The following is a 25,058-nucleotide window of genomic DNA, read 5'->3' on the forward strand; positions in this document are numbered from 1 at the left end:
TAATTTCTTTATCTATTATAGCAAATTTTCAGACTAAAAGAGAGTTTCATCTTTGATTTTGCAAAGAAAATGGATTCGAATATCTGTAGTACCCATCAGTCCTCTGACTGAATCATTTGTTCTACAATTTGTTTTTGATTTTGAAATACAGGATATCGCTCCATAAAAGATCGAAGCTCACTAGACTTCAACCAGATGTGACCATCCGTTTCACTCTCTTGATACCTCACCGTTTTCTCTGCCACGACGGCCTCATAAAAATCAAAATGACAGCGATCATTAGATGACGTCACTTGCTCAATCAGTTGTAGTTCTATAGGAATTAGACCAGTTTCTTCCCGCAATTCACGATAGGCTGCGGTCATGCTATCTTCACCAGCCAGCACACTTCCTCCTGCACCAAACTCATAATAGTTAGGATGAATCTCTTTTTTAGGACTGCGGTGCATTAAGAGAAATTCCCCATCTATATGACGAACAAAGACATTGACACAAAGATGGTACTTCCCTTCCGGAATCTCTTCTCCTCTGAGCAATTTATATCCAACTTTTTCCCGATACTCATCGTAAGCATCCCAATATTCCATCTCTTCTCCTTCAAAAATAAGAGAGTCCATTGCATGAACTCCTTTTTGCATCTATAAACAAACTCTTATTCTATTATAATCACCAAAACCAACTATCTTCTTCTTTGATAGCTTCTGCTTCTTTGCGCTTACGAGGTCCTGTTCCATACATTTCTTCTTCCACATCTTCCTTGTAAGGCATCACAGCTGCTAAGATGATATAGATGATAATCCCTAAGCCAAAGTTAAAGATAGTAAATAAAACGAATAAAAAGCGAACGAGACCAACATCCAAACCAAATTTGTCAGACAAACCAGCCAAGACTCCTGATACAGCGCTATTTCGGCGTAATTTATAAAATTTTGTTTTCATCATCATTTAGCCTCTTTCATTGATACTAAATCTAGTGTAGCACATTTTAGTCATCACGCCATCCGTCCCTAGGCGGATTTCTTATTATTTCTCCAAAATAGTCATTAAGACTGCAACTGTCTGACAAAAATGAGTTTTCCTTGGCAACTGCCACAGCAATACTGCTCAGTATTGATCCGTCTTTTTCTATGGTACTGTGCATGACAATGCAGGCATTGGTAAATAAGAATTTTTGCAGTTGGTTGTCTTGATAAAGTTGGTGCGTAGCGCAAACCGTTCACAGCTTTCAATAATTGCTTAAAATCTCGATCCTTATGTCGATAGCCTTTCTTTTCAAAATAAAGATGATAGTGACAAAGTTCATGACGAACAATTTTTCGGAAGGTTTCTAAGCCAAACTGTTCATAGATTTTAGGGTTAAAATCGAGATGACCGTCTTTTGGAAAAAAGCGTCCGCCCGTTGAGAGGAGACGCTTGTTCCAATCAGCTTCATGATGAAATTCCTTGCCAAAATCTTCCAAAGAAACTTGTCTAATATAGTTAGTTAGATTCACGCGGTGCCACCAAGGAAAGATTGACCTTTTCTCTTTCTATATCCAATTTATCTACCCAAACGGTTACCAAGTCACCGACAGAGACAACTTGACTTGGATGTTTGACATAGCTGTTGCTGAGCTTCGAAATATGAATCAAGCCGTCTTCATGAATACCAATATCCACAAAAGCACCAAAATCAACGACATTACGTACAACACCTTCTAATTTTTGTCCAATTTGTAAATCTCTTATATCAAGAACATCTTGACGAAGAACCGGTGCATCAAACGAATCGCGTAAATCTCGACCTGGCTTGAGTAAGTCTGCAATGATGTCTTTAAGTGTTGCTTCCCCTATTCCCAAGTCGGTAACTACCTTGGCTACATCCAATGACTGTAATTTTTCCTGACCATCTTGATTCAAGTCTTTAATTGCTAGCATTTGGAATAATTTCTCAACAGCTGGATAACTCTCTGGGTGAACACTTGTATTGTCTAAAATATTGTCACTTTCGGGAATCCGTAAGAAACCTGCTGCCTGTTCAAATGCTTTAGCACCCAAGCGAGGCACTTTTTTAATATCTTCACGCGAATGAATCATACCTTCTTCTTCACGATATTTGACAATATTTTCAGAAATCGTTTTGTTCAATCCTGCTACATGAGAGAGAAGAGAGGGACTTGCAGTATTGATATTAACGCCAACCTGATTGACAACGGTATCTACAACAAAATCCAAGCTTTCAGATAATTTCTTCTGACTAACATCATGCTGGTATTGCCCAACACCGATTGATTTCGGATCAATTTTAACCAACTCTGCAAGCGGATCCTGCAAACGTCGGGCAATCGAGATAGCCGAGCGTTTCTCAACGGTCAAATCAGGAAATTCATGCCGCGCCAATTCGCTAGCTGAATAAACAGATGCACCACTTTCATTTACAATAACATAGCTGACATTGGGATGAGTTTTCAGCACTTCAGCAACAAATGCTTCACTTTCTCGACTGGCTGTTCCATTTCCAATAGCGATAATTTCAACGCCAAATTGTTCAATCAAGTCTGACAGTTCTCGCTTAGAAGCTTCAATTTGTGCTGCTTTTGCTGGCGGAACAGGATAGATAACCTGAGTTGTCAGCATTTTTCCAGTTGCATCTACGACTGCTAGCTTAGCTCCTGTCCGGAAAGCTGGGTCAAAACCGAGTACTACGCGCCCTTTGAGTGGCGCAATCAAGAGCAGATTTCGCAGATTATCTGAAAAAAGCTGAATCGCTCCGTCTTCTGCAGTTTCGGTCAATTCTGCCCTAATCCGACGTTCCATAGCTGGAATGATTTTCTTTTTCACTGCTTGTTGGATTGCTTCATGAATGTAGTTATTTTTAATCTTAAACCGCAATTCAAAAAAGCGGATGATTTTTTCTACATTATGTTCAAAACCAACTTTAAGAACACCTAGCTTTTCACCCCGATTTAAAGCTAAGGTCCGATAACCTTGCATATCCGCAATTTTTTCAGAAAAATCATAATAAATTTGAAATACTTGCTTTTCGTCCAAATTTGCATCTTTCAAAGTTGAAACAATGCTTGAATTTTTCAGTATTTCATGATAGGTCCATGCACGCAGTTGTACATCTTCTGAAATGGCTTCCACTAAAATATCTACAGCTCCAGCTAGAGCTGCTTCTGCTGTCGGAAATGTTTCGTTAGTTAAGGCAGTTGCTTCCTCTTGAAGAGTGGCAGCATTTTGTAATATGAGTCGTGCCAAAGGAAAAAGTCCTGCTTCACGTGCAATCGTAGCTTTTGTCCGACGCTTTTCTTTGTAAGGAAGATAAAGTTCTTCCACATCAGCCAACTTTTCAGCTGCTTCAATGGCCGCACGCAATTTGTCCGTCAGCTTTCCTTGTTCTTCAATCTTTGCCAGCACCGTTGCCTTACGCTCTCTGAGGTTCGTCAGACTTTTATCCAAATCAAGAATAGCCTTAATCTCTACCTCATCCAAATTCCCCGTCATCTCTTTCCGATAACGAGCAATAAAAGGAATGGTATTGCCTTCAGCTGTCAATTCAAGAACTTTTTCAACTTGTTTTTGACTAACATTTAAACTTTGTGCGATTTCAATAATATTTGTTTCCATAAAAAATATTATATCATATTCCAAACTTTATTACATAGGGGAAAATAATTCACACAACTTTATTTCACCATAATCTTCAAAATGATAGTATAATAGTAAAAAAGAAAAAGGAGGCTGCTATGGCTATTAAATTTACGCGTTCAGATGATTTAGATAAAATGTTTGAAGAATTTGCAACGTTACCTAAAATCGAAAAAATAGAATTTCCTGATGAAAAAGAAAAAAAGATTAAAAAAGAACAAAAGGCTAAAAAGTTATGAGTTTTTTTAATCAACTACCACCTAGCGTTTTGCAAGCTGGTGCGATTTTCCTCTCCATTATTATTGAAGCACTACCTTTTGTGCTGATTGGGAGTATTATTTCAGGTTTTATAGAGGTTTATATCACACCAGACAAAGTTTATCGCTATCTGCCTAAAAATAAATGGTGTCGAATTTTCTTTGGTACTTTTATTGGCTTCATTTTCCCTTCTTGCGAATGTGGAATTGTCCCTATTATCAATCGCTTTTTGGAAAAGAAAGTACCGAGTTACACAGCTGTACCTTTTATGGTGACAGCACCTGTTATCAATCCCATTGTTCTTTTTGCGACTTACTCTGCTTTCGGGAATTCCTTTAAAATGGCTTTGCTCAGAGCTCTTGGCTCTATTGTTGTAGCAATTGTTCTAGGAATTTTCTTTGGCTTTCTCAACACAGCAACTATTCAAAAAGAGAATCGAGTCATTCAGCATGAACACGACTTCTCCCATTTAAGTCAGCCAAAGAAAGTATTTCAAGTGTTTGTGCAGTCTATTGACGAATTTTTTGATACAGGTCGTTACTTAGTCTTTGGTTGTCTCTTTGCCAGTATTGTCCAAGTCTATGTGCCTACACGCATCCTGACTTCCATTAGTGCAACACCGCTTATGGCTATTTTGCTATTGATGCTGCTTGCATTTCTTCTCTCACTTTGCAGTGAAGCAGATGCCTTTATCGGAAGTTCGCTCATTTCTAGTTTTGGCTTAGCACCAGTTCTCGCTTTCCTCGTCATTGGACCAATGCTAGATGTGAAAAATATCCTCATGATGAAAAATTACCTCAAAGGACGATTCATCTGGCAATTTATTGGAATTGTTAGTTTAGTTGTCGTCATTTATTCTTGGCTTGTGGGGGTAGTGCTATGATTCGTTTTCTAATTTTAGCTGGTTATTTTGAAATTACCATGTATTTGCAACTTTCTGGCAAGCTCAATCAATACATCAATATGCATTTTTCTTATTTGGCATATATTTCAATGGTTCTTTCTTTCGTGCTAGCCATTGTCCAGCTCATTGTCTGGATGAAAAAAATGAAAGTACACAGCCATCTGACGAGTCGTTCGGCAAAATTTGCTAGTATTGCTTTTCTTGTTGTACCACTTATCGTTGCTCTCTTCTTTCCAACGGTCAATTTGGACTCTACAACCGTTTCTGCTAAGGGCTACCATTTTCCTCTAGCTGATGGTAGTTCAAAGAGCATTCAGGCTGATGAAGGTACTACCAATCAATACCTGAAGCCTGATACCAGTACCTATTTTACTAAAAGTGCTTACGAGAAGGAAATGCGGGCAGCTGCAAAAAAATATCTGAAAAAAGATACCATCTCTGTTACGAATGAAAATTATATGGAGGTCATGGAAGTTCTTTATGATTATCCAGATGAATTTGCTGGAAAACGACTAGAATTTACCGGTTTCGTCTATAATGATCCAAGCGATGCTAAAAGTCAATTTTTGTTCCGCTTTGGCATTATTCATTGTATCGCCGATTCAGGGGTTTATGGACTTCTGACAACTGGAAATACTGAGCATTTCGAAAATAACACCTGGATAAGAGCGAGCGGGAAAATTACGATTCGCTACCACAAACAGCTAGGCCAAAGTTTACCAATGCTTGAAATAGATAGTTTCAAGAAAGTTGAAAAACCTAGCAATCCTTATGTCTATCGTGTCTTTTAACCCACATTGAATAAACAAAAGAAGACCTGAGAACTATTTCTCTAGGTCTCCTATTATGCTCTTTTGTGAGCAATTATGATAAAATAAGAGAGATTTATAATTTTAGGAGATACTATGTCAGAACACAACCAACCTGTTTCAAGAAAAACCTTGCTATCCATTTTTGCCACAGCACTAATTGCTTTTGCTGGAATTCTTTCTGAAACCAGTATGAATGTCACTTTTCCGCATCTTATGAAAGTGTTTCATACAGACCTTGGCACATTGCAATGGATTACGACAGGCTACTTGCTTGCTGTTTCCATTACGATTACACTCGGAGCCACACTAGCACACAACTGGTCTGAACGAAAAATTCTCTTCACCAGCCTAGTTACTTTTACGTTCGGAAATGGTGTGGCGATGCTTGCTCCTAATTTTGCCCTACTAATGCTAGGGCGGATTCTACAAGGCGCTGCCACTGGAATAGCCATACCGTTAATGTTTAACTTGATTGTAGAACGGATTCCACGCAGTCAAATTGGCTTTTATATGGGGCTGACTGGGCTAGTGATCAGCCTAGCACCTGCAATTGGTCCAACTTACGGCGGCTTTATGATTGGCTTGTTTGATTGGCACATGATTTACACATTCATCATGCCAGTTTCGATCATCTCGTTCATTCTAGGATTTTTCTTTTTAGAAAATACCCCCAATAAACAAAAACGTCCTTTTGAGTGGATTTCTTTCTTGCTTCTTACACTTTCACTGACTTTTTCTATTATGATGATTTCTAGCTTAGAAGAAGGTAGTTTTAATTGGAGCTTCGTCATCATCTTTTTATTATCACTTCTACTTTTCATTTGGAGAAGTTTAACAGTGGAACATCCTTTTTTAGATATTCGTATTTTGAAAAATCCAGCTATTTTACTTGGAATCATTCCGTTCTTCCTTTACCAATTTTCAAATTTATCAGCCAATTTTCTGATTCCTAATTTCTTAGTTTTAGTAAAACACGAAGCTACCTCTGCTGCTGGTTTTGCACTGCTGCCCGGAACAATGTTGGGAGCTTTCTCAGCACCTTTTTTAGGAAAATTGTATGATAACAAAGGAGCAAAACTTTCCCTATATGGTGGGAATCTTCTCTTTTTCTTAGCTATTTCCGTTTTTGCATTCTTTACGGAATCCTTAACGCTACCACTGATTATTCTTACTTATATTTTCTTTACAATCGGGCGTAATATGGCATTCAATAACACTATGGCTCTATCTGTCTCACAAATTAGCCGTGAGAAATCACCAGATGCTACAGCACTCTTTCAAACGGCTCAAACATTTGCCGGTGCTTTGGGAACAGCTATCGCTGCTATGATCGTTAATCAATCTCCTAATACAACGACCGGTGTGCATCTTGTCTTTCTACTCCTGTTCTTCCTTGTTATCCTTATTTTTTATCTCTTTTACTCTTTATTTCGAGCTATCAAAACTCGGAAATTTTAATCAATTTATGATAAAATAAATAAAATATTAGAAAACAGGTGTTCAAAATGTCTTCAAAAGTGATTATTACAATTTTTGGTGCCAGTGGAGATTTGGCAAAAAGAAAACTTTATCCTTCTCTTTTTAGATTGTATAGATCTGGTAATTTGTCTAAACATTTTGCAGTTATCGGAACTGCTCGCAGACCTTGGAGCAAGGAATATTTTGAATCTGTCGTGGTTGAGTCTATTACAGACCTCGCAGACAGCCCTGAGCAAGCGCAAGACTTTGCTAGCCATTTCTATTACCAAAGTCACGATGTCCAAGATACCGAGCATTATATTGAATTAAGAAAACTACAAAATCATCTCAATGAGCACTATCAAGCAGAACACAATAAATTGTTCTTTTTATCTATGGCTCCTCAGTTTTTTGGGACGATTGCCAAACATCTCAAATCCGAGCAAATTGTAGACGGGAAAGGATTTGAACGCTTAATTGTAGAAAAACCTTTCGGCACAGATCTTGCCTCTGCTAGCAAACTAAACGATGATTTGTTAGCAACATTTGACGAAGAGCAGATTTTCCGTATTGACCATTATCTCGGCAAGGAAATGATTCAAAGTATTTTTGCCATTCGCTTTGCTAATCTTCTTTTTGAAAATGTCTGGAATCGTGATTATATTGACAATGTACAGATTACCTTTGCGGAAAAGTTAGGCGTGGAAGAGCGCGGTGGCTATTACGATCATTCAGGTGCCCTGCGTGATATGGTGCAAAATCATACGCTTCAACTCCTGTCTTTACTTGCTATGGATAAGCCCAAAGCATTTACTAAAGATGACATTCGGGCTGAAAAAATTAAGGTTTTCAAGCACTTGCACAAATCTACCGATAATGACCTGAAAAAACTTTTCATTCGTGGTCAGTACACTTCTGGAAAAGTGGACGGAAAAAAATATATTTCCTATCGCAGTGAACCAAATGTTGAGCCAGAATCTACCACTGAAACCTTTGTTTCTGGTGCGTTCTTTGTGGACAGCGATCGTTTCCGTGGTGTGCCATTCTTCTTTCGTACTGGAAAACGTCTCACTGCCAAAGGAACCCATGTCAACATTGTTTTCAAACAAATAGAATCTATTTTCGGCTCCTCGCTTCAACCAAATGTACTGACGATTTACATTCAGCCGACTGAAGGATTTTCACTTAGCATGAATGGCAAAGAAGTAGGCGAGCAATTTAACTTAGCTCCGCTGACACTTGATTATCGTACAGATGCAACCGCTTCTGGCGCATCACCAGAACCTTATGAGAAGCTCATCTACGATGTGCTAAACAATGACTCAACCAATTTCAGCCATTGGGACGAAGTACGTTCTAGCTGGGAATTGATTGATCGTATTGAATCCCTGTGGGCAAACAACGAAGTCCCTCTTCATCAATACAAATCAGGTACTATGGGACCCAAAGCTAGCTTTGATCTCCTTAACCAATTTGAAGCTCATTGGAATTGGCAACCAGACGAAACCTATCGCAAAGAAGGACGATTGGGTTAAAGTAAATATACGCAAAAGACTTGCAAAATGAATGAATTGCAAGTCTTTTTTCTTATACCAATCCTTCCAAGAGCCCTTTCATAAAGTTTTCAGAGTTAAATACTCCAATATCGTCAATTTTTTCTCCGAATCCAATCAGTTTAACTGGAATATCAAGTTCTTGGCGGATTGCAAGAACGACACCACCACGCGCAGTTCCATCAATTTTTGTCAAAACAATCCCCGTTACTGGCGTAATCTTTGAAAATTCCTTCGCCTGAACAAGGGCATTTTGTCCCGTCGAAGCGTCCAGAGCTAAGAAAGTTTCATGCGGCGCAACAGGATCTACCCGTTTAATAATTCGTCCAATTTTTTCCAACTCTGCCATGAGATTATCTTTGTTTTGCAAACGTCCAGCTGTATCAATCATGAGAATATCTACATTTTCAGCCTTTGCTTGCTCCATGCCATCATAAACAACGCTGGCTGGATCACTCTTTTCTGGACCTGTCACAACAGGAACATCTACTCGACGCCCCCATTCTACCAGTTGAGCAACAGCTCCTGCACGGAAAGTGTCTGCTGCAACTAACATAACTTTTTTGCCAGCTTGTTTATATTTATAAGCCAATTTCCCGATGGAAGTGGTCTTTCCAACTCCATTCACACCTACAAAAAGCATAACTGTCAGACTGTCTTGTAAATTAATTTTTTCGTTAAATTGACCGTCTTTTTCATAGATGTCTACTAACTTTTCGATGATGACCCGACGAAGGGCATCTGGTTTTTTAGCATTTTCAAGGCGAGCTTCTTGACGTAATTCCTCAGTCAGATTGGAGGCAACTTGCACCCCAACATCACTCGTAATCAAGAGTTCTTCTAACTCTTCAAAAAATTCCTCATCTACAGAACGGAAAGCTGCAAAAAAAGCATTAAGGCGGGCTCCAAATCCTGTCCGCGTCTTTTTGAGACTGCGGTCATACTTTTCCTGAACCGTTTCTTCCTGAATAGATGAATTTGCATCAACTGCTTCATTAGTTGATGTTAGGCTAGAAAAGTTTTCCGAGATTGTTTCTGCACTTGCTGCATTCGCTTCGTCCAGTTGCCTCATTTTTTCTTGTTCTGCTTGTAGTCGTCTAGCTTCCACTAAACGAGCCTGTAAATCAGCAGCACCTGCTTGCTGGGTTAGAGTCTGAGAAAAAGATTTTTCTTTGTTTACGGGTTGTGAATCTGCCATTTCACTTTGCAAGGCATGGCTTTCTGGAACTTGTGAATCTCTTTCATCTGACTCTATCCTTGCTTCTGTCTCGGCCATATCCGAGTCTATTTCTTCTACTTTTTCTTGAATGGTTTCAAGACGCGTTTTATCCTCAGCAAGCCGTTCTTTTAGTTCTGTCTGGAGCTTTTGTTCATCTAGATTCTCAGATCGCGCATTCTCTACAGAATCCTTTTCTGCTATTTCTAGATTCTTTCCTTGATTATCCTCTGGTACTGTTGGTACAGCTTCTTCAAGAATATTTTCAACTGGTTTTTCTTCTTTTTGGCGACCAAAAAGGCGATTAAATAACCCCATCAGATTCCTCCTTTATTTCAGTACATATTTTTCTATAGCCCAAGCAACAGCATCTTCATCATTCGTCATCGGCGTCACTACATTGGCGACTTCTTTGACTGCTGCTACTGCATTTTGCATAGCTACACCAAGCCCTGCCCATTTTATCATAGACAGGTCATTTGCTTCATCTCCGCAGGTCATGACTTGACTTTGTTCAATTCCTAAATGAGCAATCAATTTTTCTAAGCCATTTGCCTTATGAACATTCTTCGGAGACCATTCTAACAGCATATCGCGCGACTTAAAAATTTCATATTTGTCAAATAAATCGGACGAAAGCTGAGCGATGCCACGATCAAGCGGATCTGGTGCATAAGCTGTTACACATTTATTATAAGTCTGTTGGCTAGATAAGTCTGCAAATGAAACCGACTCAAATGTTAAAGCAGGATTGCAAGTTTGGTAAAGCGATTCATGGTCTGACTGGATTTGGTAGACAGTTCCTTCGCAAATCGCATCTAGTGGCAAGCCTAACTTTTCTGTTTCCTCAAAAATACGAGCCACATCGTCATAGGCAAAAACTGTTTTATCAAGAATTTCACCTGTATTGCGTTGCACCAAACCACCATTAAAAGTAACGGTGTATTCGTCCTCTTGATTGGCTACGCCCAGTTCGTTTAAGAAAAGCTCCATTGCTTTTAGAGGGCGACCGGTCGTCAAAACAATCTTGATTCCCTGCTCTTGAGCCATCTTAAGAGCTGCCAAATTTCGCTCTGAAATGTTTTTCTCAGAAGTCAGTAAAGTTCCGTCTAAATCCAAGGCAATCAATTTTATATCTGCCATTATAAGCCCTCCATATACGTCATCACTGAATGTGCCGCATGATGCCCAATGACCTCTTTGGCTACTTCCAAAATCTCTGGACGAGCATTTTCAGGGGCAATGGGATAACCTGCTACTTGCATCATGTGTAGATCATTCAGATTGTCACCAAATGTCATGACCTGATCCATCTCAAGATTTAATTTTTTTGCCAATTCGACAATGGCAACGCCCTTGTCCACATAGTCTAGGACAATATCAATTGACTTATAGCCTGTTGTCATGGCTTTGACACCAGGAACGTGTTGATTAACCCAAGCTTCACCAGCAGCAACTGTTTCTTCAGAAAAGTTGGTGGTAAATTTGAAAATTTCATCTGTAATATCCTCCAAGCGAGCAACTTTTTGGATATTTTCATTATAATGAGTGCTGAAAGCTAAATAAGCTGGATCAACTGTCTCCAAGACATAACAACCTTTTTTCCCTGTCAGAAGCAATTCATTGATATTGATATATGGAGATGTTTTTAATTTCTCAAAAGCTGATAGATAAAAATCCTTAGACATTGTTGCTTCATAAAGATCTTTTCCACGAAATTCTACCAAACTACCATTCTCAGCAATGAAGATAATCTCATCTTGCACATCCTCAAATAGCTTTTCTAATGACAGCAAACCGCGTCCACTGGCTACTGCAAAATAGATACTTTTTTCTTTAAAACGAAGCAATAAGTTCTTAAGTCGAACCATGTCAAACTGACCTTTGTCATCTAAAAAGGTGCCATCCATATCTGTTGCAACTAATTTTATATTCATTTTACATACTTTCTAAATCTTTTAATTTAACGGAAACAATCTTTGATACACCGGACTCTTGCATGGTTACCCCATAGATAGAGTCTGCTGCGGACATCGTTCCTTTACGGTGTGTTACCACAATAAACTGGCTGTCCTTGTCAAAGCGATTAAGATAGTCGCCAAAACGTTTGACATTAGCTTCGTCAAGTGCAGCTTCCACCTCGTCCAAAATGACAAATGGTATCGTCTTGACACGAATAATGGAGAAGAGTAATGCTAAGGCTGATAGCGCCTTTTCTCCTCCGCTCATCAGATTGAGTGATTGGATTTTTTTGCCGGGCGGTTGAACCGAAATTTCTACCCCCGCAGTCAACAGGTCGCCTTCGGTCAAAATCAAGTCCGCTGAACCGCCGCCAAACATCTGTCTGAAAGTCACTTTGAAGCTCTCACGAATTGCTTCAAAGGTTGATTTGAAGCGTTCTTTTACTTCGTCATTCATTTCTTCGATGGTTTCCAAAAGTAGATTTTTCGCAGAAAGTACGTCATCTCTTTGAGTATTGAGGAAATGCAGGCGTTGACTGACTTCTTCAAATTGCTCTACCGCATCAAGATTGACTGGGCCTAGTGCCCGAATAGCCTTTTCTAAGTCCTTGACCTTAGTTTCAGAAACAGCTAGATTTTCTAGTGGGTGAGCCTGTTTGCTAGCTTCATCAAAAGACATTTGATAATCATCTGTCAAATTCGTCAGAAGACGACGAAGGACGTCTGCAACCTTATCTTTTTCAGCTTCTGTTTTGGCTTGTTTGCGAATTAAATCTTCATTTTGGTGGCGCACTTGTTCCAAATGACTCGTAATGTCTTCGGTTTGACCTTCCAAATCGTCCAACTCAAACTGATGACGAATGCTTGCTTGACTCAAAGCTGTCTTTTCTTGCATTGCCTTTGCTAACTGCTCTTCTAAGATAGCAATATCTACTTTTGCAATCGTCTCTTCCGTTTGCTCCATCAAGAATTGTAAAGTTGAAATCTCTTTATCCAATTCAGCTTGTTCATGAGATAAACGGGTGAGATCTGCCTGAACATAACGCTGATGACCTGTCACTTCCGTACGAGCCAAACGAAGCTCAGATAAGCGTGCTGTTAATTTATCTAGACGCGCTTGAACAGCGTCTTTATCTGACTTAATCTGTTCAATTTCTGTTTCTGTTTCTGTTTTTTCCTGCTCAATCTCTGCAAGACGCCTGATTAGTGTTTCTTTTTGTTCTGCCATGTCAGGAAGCACCTCGCGAGATAGCTCGCGTTCTTGCAAAGTCAGAAGCTCAGATAAGTCTTCAACTTGTTTGTGTGTTTGCTCATAGGCAAATTGAGCCTTTTGTTCGGCTAACCGTGCTTCCTCACCATCTGTTTTTATTTCTTCCAAAAGATTCGTGGATTGAATTGACAGCGTGTGCAAATCTTCCACTCTCTTCTCTTGTTCTGCTAAGATCACATTCTTCTCAGAAAGTTCCTTTTGCAAAGCTTCCAGCTCCGGCTTGATGAAAATCGTATTGTTATTCCGATGAGCGCCACCCGCATAAGAACCACCTGTTCGCAACTCTGTTCCATCCAGCGTAACAATTCGTACTTGATAACGAACTTTGCGAGCAGCTGCTCTGGCATTTTCTACCGTATCAAAAATCGCTGTCGTTCCCAGCAAGTTTTGGAAAATATGCTCTAAACTCATATCATAACGCACCAAAGATGAAGCTAGACCAAGAAAACCAGTACTCTTTTCAATGATCGCTCGATGATGATCTGGCAAATGGCGTGCTTTAATCGTTGTTAATGGCAAAAAAGTCGCCCGTCCTGTTCGTTTGCGTTTTAAAAATTCAATCGCTTGTGTTGCTGCCTGCTCATCTTCAACGATGATATGCTGGCTACTTGCTCCAAGCGCAATTTCAAGTGCCGTTTGATAATGTGGGTCAAAGCGCAATTTCTCGCTGACAGCCCCAATAATTCCACCTAATCGATCTGCTTCTTGCAGCACACTTTTTACCCCAGCATAGAAATGACTGTGATTTTTTAAAATAGCTTCTAAACTACCAATGCGTGCCTTTTTATTCTTTACATCATCCATCATATCAAACATTGCTGCTTGATTTTGCTGATACTCTTCTTTCACACTTTGAACTCGCTTAAGCTGTTCCTGGTAATCTACCAACAACTGTTGAACCGACTGTCGAGCTGTTTCCAAATCTTCTAGCTGGTTCTGTTCGTTTGCTTGTGTGTTTTTTAAATTTTCTTGTAACTTGGCAAACTCTGCTTGCTTGCTTTCAGATAATTGCAATTCATTGGCTAAACGGCTTTCCAAAGCAGTTAAGTCATTTGACAAGTCTGCTTCTTCTTGCATCAATTGAACAAATTTACCGCGTAATTTTTCAATCATCTGATCGGGATTATCCGAAAAAGTCTCAATTTCAGCTTCCAATTTATGAATAGCCTGTTGATTTTGCTCTAATTCTTTCGAAAAATCGATCAGTTGCTCATTTTTTTCCTGCCATTCTTTTTGAGCCACAGCTCGTTTTTCTTCTAGTCCCTGTAAACGTTCTTCAGTTTCTTTCCGACTGCTAGCAGCTTGACTAGACTCCAATTTTGAAACTTCAATTTGACGTTCTAAATCACTGATTAAACGTGTTAATTCCAATAGACTTGCTTGATCATCTGCCATTTGTTTTTGCAAAGCATGTCGTTTTTCTTTTAGAAGAGCATTTTCTTGCTCCAGCTGATCTCGCTTATTGTAATAAGCAGATAAATCCTGCTGAATGCCTGCTAGCTGTCCCTCCGTCGTATTCAGCCGCATTTTATTTTCGACAATCTGGGCAATCAATACATCCAAATAAAGAGTTCGCCGTTCTTCGTCTAATTTCAAAAATTGCTTAGCTACCGTAGCTTGCTTTTCAAGCGGCTTTACTTGACTATCTAGCTCAAAAATAATGTCTTCCAAACGATCCAAATTATCCTGTGTTTGAGTTAGCTTGCTTTCGGTTTCCTTACGGCGGGTCTTATATTTCAACACTCCAGCTGCTTCTTCAAAAATAGCACGGCGCTCTTCTGGCTTACTGTTGAAAATCTCTTCTACCTTTCCTTGAGAGATAATAGAAAAACTATCTCGTCCAAGTCCAGTATCCATAAACAAGTCATGAATATCTCGCAAGCGCACTTTTTTGCCATCAATTTTATATTCACTGTCTCCACTGCGATAAATATGGCGTTCTACACGAATCTCATCTGCAGCCTGCTGGATGAAACGATCTTTATTATCCAATACGACCACAACCGAAGCATAATTTAACGGCTTTCTGCTCTCCGTACCCGCAAAAATGACATCTGGCATTTTGCCACCACGAAGGCTTTTAACACTAGATTCTCCCAGCGCCCAACGCAGGCTTTCTGTGATATTAGACTTTCCTGATCCATTTGGCCCAACGACAGCAGTCACTCCTGGGTCAAAAACAACTTTAGTCTTATCTGCAAAAGATTTGAAACCTTGAATTTCAATTTCTTTTAAATACATGAATAATTTTCCTTTTCAAACGCATTTTTTGCAGCTTCCTGCTCTGCTAATTTCTTAGAGCGACCTTGCCCTTGCCCAACCACTCTGCCATCTACTGACACAGATACATCAAATTCTTTAGCATGAGCTGGACCAGACTCAGAGATAACTTGATAGACAATATCAACATCACCATTGACTTGGAGCAGTTCTTGTAGCTTGGTCTTGTAATCAATCACCTGCTCAAAGTCTCCTACTTCCACCTTTGGAATCATGATTTGATAAAGGAATTTCTTAACGGCTTCCACATCCTTATCTAACAGAAGGGCACCTAAAAAGGCCTCAAATAAATCGCCGAGAATGGTATCACGATTGCGACCACCTGATTTTTCTTCGCCACGACCCAATTTGATAAATTGATCAAACTGACAATCTCGACTAAAGCCAGCTAAACTTTCTTCACGCACAATCGTCGAGCGGAGTTTTGATAAGTCTCCTTCTGGTTTCTTCGGATATTTTTTATACAGATATTCTGAAATCAATAATTGCAGAACAGCGTCTCCTAAAAATTCCAAGCGCTCATTATGTGAAATGTTTAAGAGGCGGTGCTCGTTAGCATAGCTAGTATGAGTAAAAGCTGTTTCCAACAACCTCTCATTTTGGAAGACAATTCCAAATTGCTTACTCAAAACTTTATGTAAATCTCTCATTTTTTCTCCTTTCAAGAAGAACTTTTTTCTTTTAAAACGAAAACAAATTCTCTATTATTATATCAAAAAAATCCTTGATACTCCAACGATACCAAGAATTTGATAGCAAAAGTTCACTAGAGATGAAATGAATTTTCATTCCTTATCTGGAATAACTTTGAATAAATAGTAAGTTATAAAAAGAGTGAGTCCCACCAAAGCAAGTTTGACTCAAATAATTAGTGCAAATAGGATTGGAATTCCCATTAGAATATAAATAAAAATGAGAATTCTTTTTTCCGCGCATAAGCAATAACTCCTGTTTCACGAAAGTCTGCTACATAGATTTGATACAACTTAGTGTGGTACAACCATTGTTCAAACCGCTTAGAACTGCGTGAAAAACAAACAACAGACAACAGTAAAAGGAGAGCTTCAACAAGAGCAGCCCCCAAAGCAGTGAAAGCAATGAAATGATTAAATAAAAATTCACATTGACTCTCCTAAATATCAGTCAATGGAGTTGCCGTATCTGGTGAGGTATCATAAATGTGAAAATCATGCTCAACTGCCAAATCAGCCTGTGCCAATTGATTGACCATTGTAATATGAGCCAATTCTTTAGTATTATTTTCCTTGCTGAGATGTCCTAGATAGATTTTCTTTGTCCGTATCCCTAGAGCGCGAATCATAGTTTCAGCACCATCATCATTCGACAAATGTCCTTGATCAGACAAAATTCGCTGCTTTAAACTCCAAGGATAAGTACCACTGCGCAGGGTTTCAATATCATGATTGGATTCAATCAAATAGCCATCTGCATTTTCAATGATTCCTGCCATCCGATCGCTGACATAACCAGTATCCGTCAGCAAAACAAAACTTTTGTCATCTTTCATCAATCGATAGAATTGTGGTGCAACCGCATCATGACTGACCCCAAAACTTTCAATATCAATATCACCAAATGTTTTCGTTTTTCCCATTTCAAAAATATGCTTCTGACTGACATCAATCTTTCCAAGTGCTGTTTCCATAGCATTCCAAGTATCTTGATTAGCATAAATATCTAAATGATATTTCCGTGCTAAAACACCCACACCATGAATATGGTCTTTATGTTCATGCGTCACCAAAATAGCATCCAAATCCTCTGGCTTACGATCAATTTCACTCAGCAAACTGGTAATTTTCTTTCCAGATAAGCCGGCGTCAATCAGCAACTTCTTCTTTGGGGTTTCTAAATAGAAACAATTGCCAGTAGAACCTGACGCTAAAATACTGTACTTAAATCCCTTCTCGTTCATGCTACCCTTCTAATTCATCTTCTTCCCAATCATCATCTTTGACAGCTTCTTTATCATAAGGCAGGACAATAGTAAAGGTTGAGCCTTTGCCATACTCGCTCTTTGCCCAGATAAATCCGTGATGTTGCTTAATAATTTCCTTAGCAATAGCTAAACCTAATCCGGATCCACCTTGTGCACGACTTCTTGCTTTGTCTACACGATAGAAGCGGTCAAAAATTTTCGGTAAATCTTTTTTGGGAATTCCTAAGCCCTCATCTGATATAGACAAAATCATTTGGGTCTCGGTTGTTTTCATACCCACTGTGATCTTACCGCCGTCAGGAGAATATTTAATAGCATTATTGATGATATTATCAATAACCTGTGTCATCTTATCCGTATCAATTTCAACCCAGATGGAGTTAATGGGGTAATCACGAATGATTTCATATTTTTTATCATCATTCTGACTTCTGATTTTGTCAAAACGATTTAAAATAAACGTGATAAAAGCTGTAAAATTCGTCAGCTCAATATCCAAATGACTGGTAGCATTGTCAATACGTGACAAACTCAGCAAGTCTGAAACCATTCGCATCATCCGATTGGTTTCATCTAACGAAACCTTAATAAAATCTGGTGCGACTGGTTCTGACAAGGCACCTTCATCTAATGCTTCCAGATAAGACTTGACACTGGTCAAGGGAGTACGCAATTCATGACTAACATTGGAAACAAATAGTCTCCGCTCACGCTCCTCTTTCTCCTGCTCCGTTGTATCGTGCAGCACAGCAACCAGCCCTGAAATAAAGCCTGACTCTCGACGAATCAAGGCAAATCGGACACGTAAACTTAAAAACTCTCCATTTTCATCCTGCGAATCAATGGTCAACACTGGAACTTTCGTAATCAAGTCTCGTAAATCATATTCGTCTTCAACATCCAACAATTTTAAGATATTCATCTTTCGTGCTTCAGATTCTTTGACTCCCAATTGCTTGGTCGCCATATCATTAATCATAATAATCTGCCCACGACGATTGGTCGCAAGAACGCCATCTGTCATATAGGACAAAATACTAGACAAGCGTTTGGTTTCTTGCTCTAAATTTTCATGCGTTAGGCGAATTACCTCAGATAAGTCATTGATACTATTTGTAATATCAGTAATTTCCGGACCACCTTGCATATCTAAAACTTCTGAATAATCTCCCGCGATTAAATCCTTCACCTTTTGATTCAATCGGCGAATACGAATATTATCACGTCTGTTTTCCAAGGAGAGCAGCGTAATGACCAAAATAAATCCTAAAATAAGTAAGACAAAAACAAAATCCCTTGATACAACAAATTGTCTAATATTATCAATCATTGTTTCTCATATAATATCCAACACCGCGCCGTGTTAAAATATACTCTGGTCGGCTAGGAATATCCTCAATCTTCTCTCTCAAACGGCGAATTGTCACATCAACAGTCCGAACATCTCCAAAATAATCATATCCCCACACCGTTTCTAGTAGATGTTCACGCGTCATTACTTGCCCGATATGCGTGGCCAAATGGTGTAGCAATTCAAACTCACGGTGTGTTAAATCCAATTCTTCACCATGCTTTTTCACGACAAAAGCATCGGTCAAAATCTGCAAATCTCCAATCACAATTTCTGTCGGAGCAGCTTCTGCTTCTTGATTTTCAATTGTCAAATCTGTGCGACGCAAAATAGCTTTGACACGCGCCTGTAACTCACGATTAGAAAACGGCTTTGTCATATAGTCATCTGCTCCGATTTCGAGACCAATGACTTTATCAAATTCACTGTCTTTGGCAGAAAGAACGATGATGGGAACATTGCTCGTTTTCCGAATCGTTCGCGCCACCTCTAAGCCGTCCAGTTCAGGCAACATCAAGTCCAAAATCAAAATATCTGGACGTTCTGCTTCAAACATCTCTAATGCTTCACGACCATTGAAGGCTGTCACTACTTCATAACCTTCTTTTACCATGTTAAATTTTATAATATCTGAGATTGGTTTCTCATCATCTACAACTAATATTTTTTTCATTTTATTCACCTTTTTCTATCTTTTCATTATACCAAAATTTCCTTAAAATTTACCAATTCAACCCATAAAACAGTATTTCTTTACTTTACAATTTTAGAACAAATATGTTAAAAATATAACACATTCTCTTCGATAGGGCGTTCTTTTGAATATCAAAAAAGGTCAAGACAAAAGTCTTAGACCATTCATTAAATTTTTATGAAAAGATTCCAAGACACGCTGCAATGATCTTAACTTTTCACTGCTACTGTAGTAACTTCCTAAAGGAGCAAATGTCCAACTGCTTAGTGATCATTTATCTCACTTTCTCCAGCGAAATACTCCATAACCCAGCAGCGTCCCCACTAATAAACATATAAAATAAGCCACATGATATAGTAAAATCCATTCACCAAAGGTCAAAATAGTCACAAAAAACATCAACGTCGCTAAAAGCACGAAACGACGAGAAAAACCGTACAAACCTGCATAAATAGCTGCCACAAAGAATGTTGCCAGTGGTGAATAAACAAGAAGATTATTCACCACCAAACTCTTTCGTAACAATTCGTCCATCGGTATCATCTGAACAATGCCATCAAATAATAAATAGAAAAAGAGTAATATAGCTAAGAAAGGAAGAGCACGCCGCATTTTCTTACCTCACTGGTCTAGAAGTTTTATTTTAGGTATTTCTGTATATTTTTGATTTGTCGTTTTGAGGCTTTAAATATTCGCGCTGAACCGTTTACAGGAAGAGCAATTGCTTTTTGTGGCAAATGCATAACTGATTGTGCCAACCTCCTGCTGGCTGAAACTTCTGGATACAAGTCATTGTTGAAATCTTTTGAAATGGTCAAATCTAGATAAAATTCATAGACACGACGTCCAAAGTTTTCAGCAGAGATTTCGTATAATTTTGCAGCAAAATTCTTTTCATCTAAATCCGGTGTTGCAATAACAGCTTCCAAAATTGCTCCCGCCAAATCACGTTCTTCATAATAAAGCGTTCCAAACATTTTATTGTTGATAACATTGTCTAGATAAGGATTACCATGAGCAATAATCGGAGTGCCACTGGCTAGACTTTCTAAATAAGTCAAACCCTGCGTCTCACTAGTTGAAGCTGAAATAAAGAAGTCCGCCGCTTTATAATACAAGGCTGTCTCACTGGGTGCAATCATACCTGTAAAAATAACTACATCTATAATGTTCAACCGTTTGGCTTGTGCTTTTAAGTCAGACAAATAAGGTCCATCTCCTGCCACTACCAATTTCACATCTGGATTTTCTTCCAAAACAGCCGGCAGAGCAGCTAAAATTGCCTGAATATTCTTTTCATAAGAAACACGCGACAGACTGAGAAGCATGGTTTCATCTTTAGCAATCCCTAATTTGTCTCGCAAATCTGCAATATTTTCAGAAGTAATTTCTGGACGTTCAAATTTAGCCAACTCAATTCCAGTTGGAATAACACGTTTTTCTACTTTTACTTTGTATTTCATGAGCAAGTCATAAACAATTTCGCTCGGACAAATCACACCATCCAAATCACTCATAAATCCGCGAACAATGTATTTGACCATGCTAGGACGAATAACCATGCCTTTAGCAATATAGCGTACATAATCCTCATACTGTGTATGATAAGTATGAACAACTGGAATTCGCAACTCTTTCGCAATCCAAACACCTAATAGACCCAAAGAAAATTCAGTCTGAGTATGAATAATATCCAATTGATATTGACGTGCAATTTCTAAGGCTGTTGAAAAACCACGATAGGCAATCCGACGATCTTTAAAAGCAAAAAATGGCACACTCGGAATTCGAATAATTTGCCAATCTTCATAGCGATTGACATCCTTATCTGTCGTTGTAAAGATAAAAACAGTATGTCCAAGCTTTTCTAATTCTGTTTTCAAAGTACGAATACTCGTTGCCACTCCAGAAACTTGAGGAAAATAGGTATCCGTAAAAAGACCAATTCGCATGCTACATCTCCAATACTTCTTGATAAGCATCCACAAGTTTATAAGCCACATCATCAATTGAACGACTCTGCGCCACCTTATAGCCAGCTTCTCGCTTATCTACTTTACCATCCAAAATCTTTTGGATAGAGTCTACAAATTCATCTACATTATGCCCCAATTCAGCTGATTGCTCATCAATCCAGCCCTCATATACGGGAATATCTCGCAAAACCACGTGTTGATGACTAGCCAACGCTTCCAACACAACGATTCCTTCCGTCTCTTCATAGCTAGGGAAAAAGAAGAGACTACTGCCGCTCATAGCTCCTTCAAAAACAGCCCCCTTGAAATAACCTGGAAATTCAACATTTTTAGGATGATTAAACAGTACAAGATTTCTGATTTTCCGTGGAATAATCCACTTATTAATGCTTCCCAGCCAAATAAAGCGAACATCTGGCATTCTGCGTGCTACTTCTACAAAGTCTTCTATCCCTTTGCGTCTGAAATAAAGCCCTGCACAGACAACTACCTTACCACCTTCTTGAATATTAAAATGCTTTCTAAATACCATCTCTTTATGAGGATCTTTTTTATATTTATTGAGATCAATCCCATTAGAAACAGCCACAATTGGTGTTGTCACGCCATAAGCCTGGATTAACTTTTTGGAATACTCCGACGGTGTAATGATAAAATCTGCCATTTGATACATATGTGCTAGATACTTACCAAAAGCAGAAGCAAAAAGATTCGACCCAATAAATGAATTGCGAAAATCCTCCTTAGTCGAATGCCCATGCATAATCACTTTTTTTCCTTGCTTTTTAGCTTTATGCAAAAGTCGCAAACTCCTAGGTCCATAGGTATTGATATGCACCACATCATAATCTCCCGAAGGGTCTGTCGTGTAGGGAATCCCAGCTAAGTCTAGAGCTTTCATCTGATGTTGCAAAGCTCGACCAATACCCGACTTTTCCAAAACGGCCTTGCCTTCTAAATAAAGTAATACTTTCATGTCTTCTATTATACCCAAAAGATAGAAAAAATTAAACCAAGAAGGTCAATGCATTATAAAAGCAAAAGAAAAAGACCTTGCGGTCTCTCCCTTACTTCCTTGTTGAACGGCGCTCAATAAGACCATGAGCTAACACCACTTCACGTTCTTCCAACTCTTCCTTGTGCATAATCTTAGTCAACATGCGCATACTAATCGCACCAAGATCGTACAAAGGTTGTCCAATTGTCGTCAAATTCGGACGAGTAAAACGTGCTACCTGCGAATCATCACTAGTAATGATTTCAAAATCTTCTGGTATATTTACATCTTTGTCTGATAAGCCATTTAACAATCCAGCTGCCAGTTCATCGCCAGTCACAAAGGCCGCTGTCGCTTTAGAAGCAATGACACGCTCTGCCAATTGATAGCCATCCTCATAGCTGTATTTAGACTCAAAGACAAGCCCTTCACTATAAGAAAGTTTTGCTTTTTTCAACGCTTCTTTGTAACCAATCAAACGAATCTTACCATTTATATCATCTACCAAAGGTCCACTCACAAAAGCAATTTTTTTATTGTTTTTAGTGAGGCGCTCTACTGCATCCATAGTTGCTTGTTTGTAATCAATATTAACACTTGGCAATTGATGTTCCACGTCAACCGTTCCTGCAAGTACAACCGGCGTCCTTGAACGAGAAAACTCAGAACGAATCTTTTCTGTTAGATGATATCCCATAAAGATAATGCCGTCCACTTGTTTTGAGAACAAGGTATTGACAACAGAAACTTCCTTGTCATCATCCTCATCACTATTTGCCAAAACAATATTATACTTATACATCTCTGCGATGTCATCAATTCCTTTCGCAAGCGTTGCAAAATAACTGCTTGTAATGTTTGGAATGACAACTCCTACTGTTGTCGTTTTCTTACTGGCAAGTCCACGAGCAACTGCATTTGGTCGATAGTCAAGGCGATCAATGACTTCCAAGACTTTTTTTCTTGTATTTTCCTTTACATTTTTATTGCCGTTTACTACACGGCTAACGGTCGCCATTGAAACTCCCGCTTCACGGGCGACATCATAAATCGTTACAGTATCGTCTGTGTTCATAAATTATCCTTTCTATTATTGAAAATATCGTTTTCACATTCCTACCAAAATCATTTTATCACTTATTGGAAACACTTTCAAGCATTTTGATAACTTTTTGAAAAATCTTGTTCTTTCGGTAACTTTTTAGCAATTTTATCCATTATTTTACAAGAAAAATTTACTTAATTGATAAAATCTCTGAAGTATTAAAAAAGTTATCATTCTACCCTTGCTTTTTGCTCTATTTTTTGCAAAAATAGAGCATAGAAAGAAGGTAATAGAATGACAAAAATAAATCAAATTATTTCTTATCTGGAAACAGAAAAAGCAGACGTTGCTGTCGTTTCTGATCCTGTCACGATCAATTATTTAACAGGATTTTATAGCGACCCTCATGAACGCCAAATGTTTCTTTTTATTTTCACAAATCATGAACCGCTGCTCTTTGTTCCTGCTCTTGAGGTAGAACGAGCTAGTGCGATTGTTAATTTTAAGGTTGTCGGTTATGTTGACTCGGAGAACCCTTGGAAAAAAATCAAAGCAGCCTTGCCAGCGGGCAGTTTCCGAAACATTGCTGTTGAATTTGATAACTTGATTTTGACCAAATACAATGGATTACACACCGTTTTCGAACAAGCTGAATTTACCAATTTAACGCCTTACATCAATCGTATGCGCCTCATCAAATCAGCAGATGAAATCAAGAAAATGTTTGTCGCAGGAGAATACGCGGATAAAGCTGTCAGCATTGGTTTTGATACTATTTCTCTCGATAAGACAGAAACAGATATCATTGCTCAAATTGATTTCGGTATCAAACAACTTGGCTATGAGATGAGTTTTGAAACGATGGTTTTGACAGGCAATAATGCTGCTAATCCGCATGGCATTCCAGGTGCTAACAAAGTAGAAAACAATGCACTTCTTCTGTTTGACTTGGGTTGTATGGTCAACGGTTATGCCAGCGATATGACACGGACAGTTGCTGTTGGGAAACCAGATCAATTTAAAAAGGAGATTTACAATCTAACACTTGAAGCTCAACGGGCTGCTCTAGACTTTATCAAACCAGGTGTAACCGCTCATGAAGTCGATCGTGCTGCTCGCACGGTCATTGAAAAAGCCGGTTATGGAGAATATTTCAATCATCGTTTGGGGCATGGTATTGGTATGAGTGTTCACGAATTTCCATCTATTATGGAAGGTAACGACATGGTTATCGAAGAAGGCATGTGCTTCTCTGTCGAACCAGGAATTTACATTCCAGAAAAAGTCGGTGTCCGTATCGAAGACTGTGGTCATGTCACAAAAAATGGCTTTGAAGTCTTTACAAGCACAAGCAAAGATTTACTCTATTTTGATTAAATGCTAAAATTAGGCTTGGTATAATAAAGTAACTACAAATTAAGTGGAAACTCAGAAATATTTTACCACGAAAAATGTTCAATAAAGCTTGCAATCTAACGGTTATTGACCTTATCTTAGAAGAAGTTTGACCTGTACAAACACCCTTGGGTGTTCATCCGACCAGCTTATATCGTTAAGCTCAAGAATATAAGAAATATAGAGAAAGTGCGTTCCCAAATTATGGGAGCGCACTTTGTTCTGCTCAATATGAAATTAAATAACTTGAAAACTCAAAAAATAAAGATGTACTATTCTAGTAGAATGCTTCCAGTTT

At 38.7% G+C, this 25,058-nt stretch carries 22 protein-coding genes and 1 pseudogene; 6 read left to right on the forward strand and 17 right to left on the reverse strand.

Translation table 11 applies throughout. From position 1 onward, the window contains the following. Positions 1-95: 95 nt before the first annotated feature. The 4 genes from SCSC_RS05240 to SCSC_RS05255 all read right to left on the reverse strand — a co-directional run bounded on the left by SCSC_RS05240 (position 96) and on the right by SCSC_RS05255 (position 3,609). On the reverse strand, positions 96-617 hold the full coding sequence (locus SCSC_RS05240; protein WP_022524549.1) for an NUDIX hydrolase: 522 nt from the start codon (positions 615-617) through the stop codon (positions 96-98). Between the two features lie 49 nt (positions 618-666). Next, positions 667-939, reverse strand: a complete 273-nt coding sequence (locus SCSC_RS05245; RefSeq protein ID WP_037566279.1) for a PspC domain-containing protein — start codon at positions 937-939, stop codon at positions 667-669. A gap of 104 nt (positions 940-1,043) precedes the next feature. Beyond that, positions 1,044-1,493, reverse strand: a complete 450-nt coding sequence (locus SCSC_RS05250; protein ID WP_006270655.1) for a SprT family protein — start codon at positions 1,491-1,493, stop codon at positions 1,044-1,046. Next, complete coding sequence (locus SCSC_RS05255) at positions 1,480-3,609, reverse strand: Tex family protein (RefSeq protein WP_006270724.1); 2,130 nt, start codon at positions 3,607-3,609, stop codon at positions 1,480-1,482. Before SCSC_RS05255 ends, SCSC_RS05250 begins: the two co-directional genes overlap by 14 nt. Positions 3,610-3,728: 119 nt before the next feature. On the opposite strand from SCSC_RS05255, the gene SCSC_RS05260 reads away from it, so the two are divergent. The 5 genes from SCSC_RS05260 to zwf all read left to right on the forward strand — a co-directional run bounded on the left by SCSC_RS05260 (position 3,729) and on the right by zwf (position 8,597). Then, on the forward strand, positions 3,729-3,869 hold the full coding sequence (locus tag SCSC_RS05260; protein ID WP_006270662.1) for an SPJ_0845 family protein: 141 nt from the start codon (positions 3,729-3,731) through the stop codon (positions 3,867-3,869). Then, positions 3,866-4,771 carry a permease gene (locus SCSC_RS05265; RefSeq protein ID WP_003025126.1) on the forward strand — a complete coding sequence of 302 codons (906 nt, stop codon included), beginning with the start codon at positions 3,866-3,868 and terminating at the stop codon, positions 4,769-4,771. The genes SCSC_RS05260 and SCSC_RS05265 overlap by 4 nt, the downstream gene beginning before the upstream one ends. After that, a complete protein-coding gene (locus tag SCSC_RS05270; RefSeq protein ID WP_006268763.1) occupies positions 4,768-5,583 on the forward strand; it encodes a TIGR03943 family putative permease subunit in 816 nt (271 codons plus the stop codon). Before SCSC_RS05265 ends, SCSC_RS05270 begins: the two co-directional genes overlap by 4 nt. 114 nt (positions 5,584-5,697) lie before the next feature. Next, positions 5,698-7,062, forward strand: a complete 1,365-nt coding sequence (locus tag SCSC_RS05275) for an MFS transporter (RefSeq protein ID WP_006270697.1) — start codon at positions 5,698-5,700, stop codon at positions 7,060-7,062. A gap of 47 nt (positions 7,063-7,109) precedes the next feature. Next, a complete protein-coding gene (gene zwf, locus SCSC_RS05280) occupies positions 7,110-8,597 on the forward strand; it encodes a glucose-6-phosphate dehydrogenase (RefSeq protein WP_006270712.1) in 1,488 nt (495 codons plus the stop codon). A gap of 52 nt (positions 8,598-8,649) precedes the next feature. On the opposite strand, the gene ftsY is transcribed toward zwf, so the two are convergent. The 13 genes and pseudogenes from ftsY to ccpA form a co-directional block, all read right to left on the reverse strand. Then, a complete protein-coding gene (gene ftsY / locus SCSC_RS05285) occupies positions 8,650-10,149 on the reverse strand; it encodes a signal recognition particle-docking protein FtsY (protein ID WP_006270664.1) in 1,500 nt (499 codons plus the stop codon). Between the two features lie 12 nt (positions 10,150-10,161). Continuing rightward, positions 10,162-10,974, reverse strand: coding sequence for a Cof-type HAD-IIB family hydrolase (locus SCSC_RS05290; protein ID WP_006270725.1), 813 nt, complete (start codon positions 10,972-10,974; stop codon positions 10,162-10,164). Further along, the gene (locus SCSC_RS05295; protein WP_006270673.1) at positions 10,974-11,768 is read right to left on the reverse strand and encodes a Cof-type HAD-IIB family hydrolase; all 795 of its coding nucleotides are present in this window, start codon (positions 11,766-11,768) and stop codon (positions 10,974-10,976) included. Before SCSC_RS05295 ends, SCSC_RS05290 begins: the two co-directional genes overlap by 1 nt. 1 nt (position 11,769) lies before the next feature. Further along, positions 11,770-15,303: a chromosome segregation protein SMC gene (smc, locus tag SCSC_RS05300; protein WP_006270675.1), complete on the reverse strand. Its 3,534-nt coding sequence runs from the start codon at positions 15,301-15,303 to the stop codon at positions 11,770-11,772. Continuing rightward, positions 15,294-15,992, reverse strand: a complete 699-nt coding sequence (gene rnc / locus SCSC_RS05305; RefSeq protein WP_006270710.1) for a ribonuclease III — start codon at positions 15,990-15,992, stop codon at positions 15,294-15,296. Before rnc ends, smc begins: the two co-directional genes overlap by 10 nt. 135 nt (positions 15,993-16,127) lie before the next feature. Then, positions 16,128-16,441: pseudogene (locus tag SCSC_RS05310) on the reverse strand (DUF454 family protein). 33 nt (positions 16,442-16,474) lie between these two features. Beyond that, positions 16,475-17,278 (reverse strand): MBL fold metallo-hydrolase, encoded by an 804-nt coding sequence (locus SCSC_RS05315; RefSeq protein ID WP_006270665.1) that lies wholly within the window; start codon positions 17,276-17,278, stop codon positions 16,475-16,477. Position 17,279: 1 nt separating this feature from the next. Next, positions 17,280-18,632 carry a cell wall metabolism sensor histidine kinase VicK gene (gene vicK / locus SCSC_RS05320; RefSeq protein WP_006270686.1) on the reverse strand — a complete coding sequence of 451 codons (1,353 nt, stop codon included), beginning with the start codon at positions 18,630-18,632 and terminating at the stop codon, positions 17,280-17,282. Continuing rightward, positions 18,625-19,326 carry a response regulator YycF gene (gene yycF, locus SCSC_RS05325; RefSeq protein WP_003035055.1) on the reverse strand — a complete coding sequence of 234 codons (702 nt, stop codon included), beginning with the start codon at positions 19,324-19,326 and terminating at the stop codon, positions 18,625-18,627. The genes vicK and yycF overlap by 8 nt, the downstream gene beginning before the upstream one ends. A 300-nt stretch (positions 19,327-19,626) precedes the next feature. Continuing rightward, complete coding sequence (locus SCSC_RS05330) at positions 19,627-19,959, reverse strand: hypothetical protein (RefSeq protein ID WP_006268722.1); 333 nt, start codon at positions 19,957-19,959, stop codon at positions 19,627-19,629. 26 nt (positions 19,960-19,985) lie between these two features. Continuing rightward, positions 19,986-21,299 carry a glycosyltransferase family 4 protein gene (locus SCSC_RS05335; protein WP_006268747.1) on the reverse strand — a complete coding sequence of 438 codons (1,314 nt, stop codon included), beginning with the start codon at positions 21,297-21,299 and terminating at the stop codon, positions 19,986-19,988. A gap of 1 nt (position 21,300) precedes the next feature. After that, a complete protein-coding gene (locus SCSC_RS05340; RefSeq protein WP_003068685.1) occupies positions 21,301-22,299 on the reverse strand; it encodes an LTA glycolipid anchor biosynthesis glycosyltransferase, IagA/BgsA family in 999 nt (332 codons plus the stop codon). A 91-nt stretch (positions 22,300-22,390) separates the two neighbouring features. Beyond that, entirely contained in the window at positions 22,391-23,395 is a 1,005-nt protein-coding gene (gene ccpA, locus SCSC_RS05345; protein WP_006270669.1) for a catabolite control protein A, read from the reverse strand. Between the two features lie 264 nt (positions 23,396-23,659). Here ccpA and SCSC_RS05350 point away from each other — a divergent pair, with 264 nt between their 5' ends. After that, positions 23,660-24,742 (forward strand): M24 family metallopeptidase, encoded by a 1,083-nt coding sequence (locus tag SCSC_RS05350; RefSeq protein ID WP_006270659.1) that lies wholly within the window; start codon positions 23,660-23,662, stop codon positions 24,740-24,742. Positions 24,743-25,058 lie beyond the last annotated feature (316 nt).

It is taken from the genome of Streptococcus constellatus subsp. constellatus (genome assembly GCF_023167545.1).
Taxonomy (GTDB): Bacteria; Bacillota; Bacilli; order Lactobacillales; family Streptococcaceae; genus Streptococcus; species Streptococcus constellatus.

Bases quoted from the DNA above. Each gene is read 5' to 3' on its own strand.
- SCSC_RS05240 (WP_022524549.1), bottom strand. From the start codon at position 617: ATGGACTCTCTTATTTTTGAAGGAGAAGAGATGGAATATTGGGATGCT.
- SCSC_RS05245 (WP_037566279.1), bottom strand. From the start codon at position 939: ATGAAAACAAAATTTTATAAATTACGCCGAAATAGCGCTGTATCAGGA.
- SCSC_RS05255 (WP_006270724.1), bottom strand. From the start codon at position 3,609: ATGGAAACAAATATTATTGAAATCGCACAAAGTTTAAATGTTAGTCAA.
- SCSC_RS05260 (WP_006270662.1), top strand. From the start codon at position 3,729: ATGGCTATTAAATTTACGCGTTCAGATGATTTAGATAAAATGTTTGAA.
- SCSC_RS05265 (WP_003025126.1), top strand. From the start codon at position 3,866: ATGAGTTTTTTTAATCAACTACCACCTAGCGTTTTGCAAGCTGGTGCG.
- SCSC_RS05270 (WP_006268763.1), top strand. From the start codon at position 4,768: ATGATTCGTTTTCTAATTTTAGCTGGTTATTTTGAAATTACCATGTAT.
- SCSC_RS05275 (WP_006270697.1), top strand. From the start codon at position 5,698: ATGTCAGAACACAACCAACCTGTTTCAAGAAAAACCTTGCTATCCATT.
- zwf (WP_006270712.1), top strand. From the start codon at position 7,110: ATGTCTTCAAAAGTGATTATTACAATTTTTGGTGCCAGTGGAGATTTG.
- ftsY (WP_006270664.1), bottom strand. From the start codon at position 10,149: ATGGGGTTATTTAATCGCCTTTTTGGTCGCCAAAAAGAAGAAAAACCA.
- SCSC_RS05290 (WP_006270725.1), bottom strand. From the start codon at position 10,974: ATGGCAGATATAAAATTGATTGCCTTGGATTTAGACGGAACTTTACTG.
- SCSC_RS05295 (WP_006270673.1), bottom strand. From the start codon at position 11,768: ATGAATATAAAATTAGTTGCAACAGATATGGATGGCACCTTTTTAGAT.
- smc (WP_006270675.1), bottom strand. From the start codon at position 15,303: ATGTATTTAAAAGAAATTGAAATTCAAGGTTTCAAATCTTTTGCAGAT.
- rnc (WP_006270710.1), bottom strand. From the start codon at position 15,992: ATGAGAGATTTACATAAAGTTTTGAGTAAGCAATTTGGAATTGTCTTC.
- SCSC_RS05315 (WP_006270665.1), bottom strand. From the start codon at position 17,278: ATGAACGAGAAGGGATTTAAGTACAGTATTTTAGCGTCAGGTTCTACT.
- vicK (WP_006270686.1), bottom strand. From the start codon at position 18,632: ATGATTGATAATATTAGACAATTTGTTGTATCAAGGGATTTTGTTTTT.
- yycF (WP_003035055.1), bottom strand. From the start codon at position 19,326: ATGAAAAAAATATTAGTTGTAGATGATGAGAAACCAATCTCAGATATT.
- SCSC_RS05330 (WP_006268722.1), bottom strand. From the start codon at position 19,959: ATGCGGCGTGCTCTTCCTTTCTTAGCTATATTACTCTTTTTCTATTTA.
- SCSC_RS05335 (WP_006268747.1), bottom strand. From the start codon at position 21,299: ATGCGAATTGGTCTTTTTACGGATACCTATTTTCCTCAAGTTTCTGGA.
- SCSC_RS05340 (WP_003068685.1), bottom strand. From the start codon at position 22,299: ATGAAAGTATTACTTTATTTAGAAGGCAAGGCCGTTTTGGAAAAGTCG.
- ccpA (WP_006270669.1), bottom strand. From the start codon at position 23,395: ATGAACACAGACGATACTGTAACGATTTATGATGTCGCCCGTGAAGCG.
- SCSC_RS05350 (WP_006270659.1), top strand. From the start codon at position 23,660: ATGACAAAAATAAATCAAATTATTTCTTATCTGGAAACAGAAAAAGCA.